The organism is Streptomyces muensis (assembly GCF_021474425.1).
Classification (GTDB): domain Bacteria; phylum Actinomycetota; class Actinomycetes; order Streptomycetales; family Streptomycetaceae; genus Streptomyces; species Streptomyces muensis.
Genome location: NZ_JAKEIP010000462.1, coordinates 1 through 3,689, shown reverse-complemented (window position 1 = coordinate 3,689; position 3,689 = coordinate 1). Strand labels below are relative to the sequence as shown.

General features: G+C 67.9%; 8 protein-coding genes. 5 read left to right on the top strand and 3 right to left on the bottom strand.

Annotated features, from left to right (window positions below; genetic code table 11):
• Both L0P92_RS43060 and L0P92_RS43055 read right to left on the bottom strand, forming a co-directional pair.
• The coding region (locus L0P92_RS43060) for a DUF397 domain-containing protein (protein WP_234768585.1) at positions 1–158 on the bottom strand (158 nt) is incomplete at its 3' end.
• The gene (locus L0P92_RS43055; RefSeq protein ID WP_372497431.1) at positions 155–1,000 is read right to left on the bottom strand and encodes a helix-turn-helix domain-containing protein; all 846 of its coding nucleotides are present in this window, start codon (positions 998–1,000) and stop codon (positions 155–157) included. The genes L0P92_RS43060 and L0P92_RS43055, both read right to left, overlap by 4 nt.
• A 116-nt stretch (positions 1,001–1,116) precedes the next feature.
• On the opposite strand from L0P92_RS43055, the gene L0P92_RS43050 reads away from it, so the two are divergent.
• The 5 genes from L0P92_RS43050 (at position 1,117) to L0P92_RS43030 (ending at position 3,540) form a co-directional block, all read left to right on the top strand.
• A complete protein-coding gene (locus L0P92_RS43050; RefSeq protein ID WP_234768583.1) occupies positions 1,117–1,512 on the top strand; it encodes a hypothetical protein in 396 nt (131 codons plus the stop codon).
• A 228-nt stretch (positions 1,513–1,740) separates the two neighbouring features.
• A complete protein-coding gene (locus L0P92_RS43045) occupies positions 1,741–2,388 on the top strand; it encodes a hypothetical protein (RefSeq protein WP_234768582.1) in 648 nt (215 codons plus the stop codon).
• A gap of 37 nt (positions 2,389–2,425) precedes the next feature.
• The gene (locus tag L0P92_RS43040; protein ID WP_234768581.1) at positions 2,426–2,689 is read left to right on the top strand and encodes a hypothetical protein; all 264 of its coding nucleotides are present in this window, start codon (positions 2,426–2,428) and stop codon (positions 2,687–2,689) included.
• A complete protein-coding gene (locus tag L0P92_RS43035) occupies positions 2,686–3,099 on the top strand; it encodes a PIN domain-containing protein (protein WP_234768580.1) in 414 nt (137 codons plus the stop codon). Before L0P92_RS43040 ends, L0P92_RS43035 begins: the two co-directional genes overlap by 4 nt.
• 138 nt (positions 3,100–3,237) lie before the next feature.
• A complete protein-coding gene (locus tag L0P92_RS43030; RefSeq protein WP_234768579.1) occupies positions 3,238–3,540 on the top strand; it encodes a hypothetical protein in 303 nt (100 codons plus the stop codon).
• On the opposite strand, the gene L0P92_RS45950 is transcribed toward L0P92_RS43030, so the two are convergent.
• Positions 3,533–3,689 (bottom strand): putative DNA-mimic protein (locus L0P92_RS45950; RefSeq protein WP_505016559.1); only part of this gene is annotated, 157 nt, incomplete at its 5' end. The two genes, L0P92_RS43030 and L0P92_RS45950, sit on opposite strands and share 8 nt — an antisense overlap.

Below are 3,689 nucleotides of genomic sequence, written 5' to 3'. Positions count from 1 at the left end.
GGGGTGGCTTGGGGGCAGGGGGCGACTTCGACGCAGTTGCCGCCGCCACCGTCGCTGTACGAGGACTTGCGCCAGGTGTAGGCGACTTCGACGCAGTTGCCGCCGCCGTCGTCGCTGTAGCTCGACTTGAACCAGCGAGGGCTTCCGGTGCCGGTCATCGTTCCTCTCCTGCCAACCGCTCGATGAAGGCCAGTGATTCGTCGGGACTCAGGGCCTGTGCACGGATACTCGCATAGCGGCGCGCGAGATGGGACACCTCTGCCGGGTCGCTGACCAGAATGCCCTGGTCCTCGATCTCCATGTAGACGACGTGCTCGTGGTCCCTGGTCTCCACGAGCTTCATGGCGCCGCGATCACCCGCGTACGTTCCGCGGAGCCCTCGGTCCAGGGGCAGCACCTGTACGAAGACGTTGTCCCTCCGGGCGTCCTCGGCGAGCGAGCGCAGCTGGCCGCGCAGGATCTCCCAGCTCCCGAACGGCCGCCGCAGCACGCTTTCTTCGAGGATCAGCTCGATGTGCGGGGTCGGGTCCCGGTCGAAGAGCGCCCGGCGGGCCAGCCGGGCTTCGACTAGTTCCTCGCGCCTCTGCTCTGACACGGGCGGATAGCTGCCGCCGATCAGCGCCCGCGCGTAGTCCTCGGTCTGGAACAGTCCGTCGACGACCAGCGTCTCGTACGAGCACAGCGTGACCGCCCCGGCCTCCAGCTCCGAAAACCCTCGGAACCGCGCCGGGTACTTCTCCAGGAGCATCCACCTCCGCGCCTCCTCGAAGACGCCCAGCCCACCCCCGATCTCCTTCTCCAACTTCACCAGCATCTGATCGCTCGCGGGCTGCGCACACGTCTCCATCGCGCTGACCGCCGCTGCCGTGTACCCGAGCTTGTCGCCCAACTGTGGCTGCGTCAGCCCGTGTTGCTCCCGCAACGCTTTCGCCAGAGCGGCGACCAAATGGGCCGTACCGCCCGCCTCCACCTTGTTCTCCGCCCGCGCCATTGCGGTCACCTCCGAACTCAACCGAACTCAACCGGTCACAACTCACGGACCCCGGCACTCAACCGTGTTCAACCAGCCACGCAGAGTCATGGATCACGCTAGCCGCGCACCCGCAAACTGGCCCCGTGAATACGCAAAGTGAGCTGACCTGGCTCCCGGAATCCGGTGTTCAACTCCGCAAGGCGGGCGTCCAGTTCGACGCGATCAGAGTCGACGGCGAGGAAGGCCGGGACGTCGCGGACTGGCTGGCGCGGATGACCGGCGGTGATCCGGGGCCGATCGTCGAGTCGGCGACGGGCCGGCGCGGGGTCTACTTCCTCGTGCCGGTCGGCAGTACGTCCCACCGTGCCTGGCCCGACAACGTCACCCGCTTCACCGCCGGCCCGAGCCGCGTCTCGTACATCCCGGTACCCGCGCTCAACGGTCTGACCTGGCCCTTGAGTTGGCGCTATCGCCCCACGACCCCCGGCCACCTCGTGCACACGCGTCTGCTGTGCACCGCCCTTCACTCTCAGGAGTGAAGAACGCGAACTTCCGCCTGGGAAAAGGTGGTTTCGACTTGCGATCGTCGCTCTGCGTGGCCTTAGAGTCACGCCAGAAACGAAATGCCCCCGCGGTGCGCCAACACCCGGGGGCTCGACACCCAGGAGCAAACCCTCCGGATGCGTACTCATGGTACGACGCGTGCGCGCGTCTTTTCAGGCTTCTCGCCCTCCCTTCTCCGCGACCGGCGCATCTCCTGGCCCGCGGTGGACGTACTGACGTACCTATGGACCCTCCCGACCGGTGCCCGCCTCGGCATCCGGAACGGGCGGGACCGGACCGCCGCCGCCCTGCGTGAGCTGGAGGAACTTCGGTATCTGCGGCGGGTGGTGCGGGAGGATACGGGGTCCGGTCGACTCGCCGTCACCTACGAGGTGTTCGACTCGCCGTGCGAAGTCGAGCCACTCATGGGTGAATTCGAAGAAGTCGAAGAAGTCGCGGACCGGCCCGCGCCCAGCAGGCACACCGTGCGCGCCGCGCACCTGCTCATCTCGCTCCGGAACATCGACCCCCGGCTCACCCTGGACGGTCCCGAGGCGATGCGGCTCGCGCCGCTCGTCGAGAAGTGGTGGGAACGGGGCGTCAGTACCGCGCGGGTGAGGGCGGCGCTGGCGTACGAGTGGCCGGGGCCGGTGCACTCGGCGGCGGCGCATGTCGAGGCACTTCTGCTGGATGGGTGCCCGGTGGCGCCAACCGCTTCGCCCGTCACCGTGGTTGAGGTCCAGCTCCGGAGGTCCGGTGCCTGGTCCTGGCGGGCGGCCGTGCGGCGGGGCGGCGACCTGGTTCGGGCGCTGATGAAGCGGCCTGCGATGCCCGCGTACAACTGGAAGGAATGCGATGACCGCAATGCTTGAGCGGACCGAGACGGTATACCGCAGGTATACTGGCGTCATGGCTGACACCACCGTCAAGGTCGACCCCGCTGTCCGTGACCGCCTCATGGTGCTCGCTCGCGAGCGCGGGATGACGATGCGCGACCTGATCGCAGAGCTGGCGGGGGCCACGCCCACGCAGGAGGAACTGCGCAAGCGGTACGAGGAGACCAAGGCGTACTGCGAGACGCACTTCGGTGTGACGCTCACGGACGAGGATCACGACAGGGTGGAGAAGGTCTGGCAGGACCTTGAGGCCGGACGGCGGGTGGACAGCCTGTGAGCGCGACGAGGGCCGGGTCGACCGGCGTCGTGTTCGACGAGTCCGCCCTGCTCGCGCTGGGCTCGGGTAACTCGCTGGCCTCGCAGTTCGTCTCGAACACCGAGCACGGGCCCACGCGGCATGTGTACGTTCCGGCGCTCTGCCTGGCGGCCGCCGACGGCATGCGCAAAGGACTCGCCGAGCATGTGGGAGCGCTGCCCGCCGTTGAGATCGTCGAGTTGGACTTCTCGGGTGCGTCGACGGTGGGCGCGCTGCTGCGCGACGGGGTGGAGTGGCGGCTGGGCCATGCGGTCCACCTGTCCCGCCCGACACCTGACTGGCCGGACGGGCGTCGCGTCCTGACGGTCGAGCCGGACCTGTACGCGGACATGCCTCTCGTGCGGACCATCAGGCTGCCGCGCCAGCGATGACGCAACGGGACGGGCACTGACCAGGTGCCCCTCCCTTGCTCCGGCCGCAGACGGAGCAGCCAACGGGCGGAACGTGCATATCGCCCTTAGCGTGAGGCCGTACCGTCCCGTTCCGCGGCGATCAGAAGAAGGTGCGTCATGCGTGTACTGCTCCAGGCCCATCTCGACACCGAGAAGACGAACGACATCATCCGCAGCGGCAAGATGCCCCAGGTGATGCAGGAGATCGTCGGTGCCTTCAAGCCGGAGTCGTCGTACTTCACGGCCGACGGCGGGGTCCGCTGTATGTTCCTGGTCTTCGACATGCAGGACTCCGCGCAGATGCCGCCGCTGACCGAGCCGCTCTTCGAGAGGTTCGGCGCCGAGGTGAACTACACGCCGGTGATGAACCTGGAGGACGTACAGAAGGGGCTGTCCCAGTTGAGTAGCTTCTTCAGCTGAAGACGATCATCGACCCCTGCGCCAGACTCCGCGTCGCCGCCGCGTGCAGCCCCAGCCACACATGCCGTTCACGGGCGAACGGGCTCGGGTCGTAGGGGGCCGGAACCGCCGGTTCCTCCAGGGCCGTCGGGGTGAGCGGGGCCTGGGGC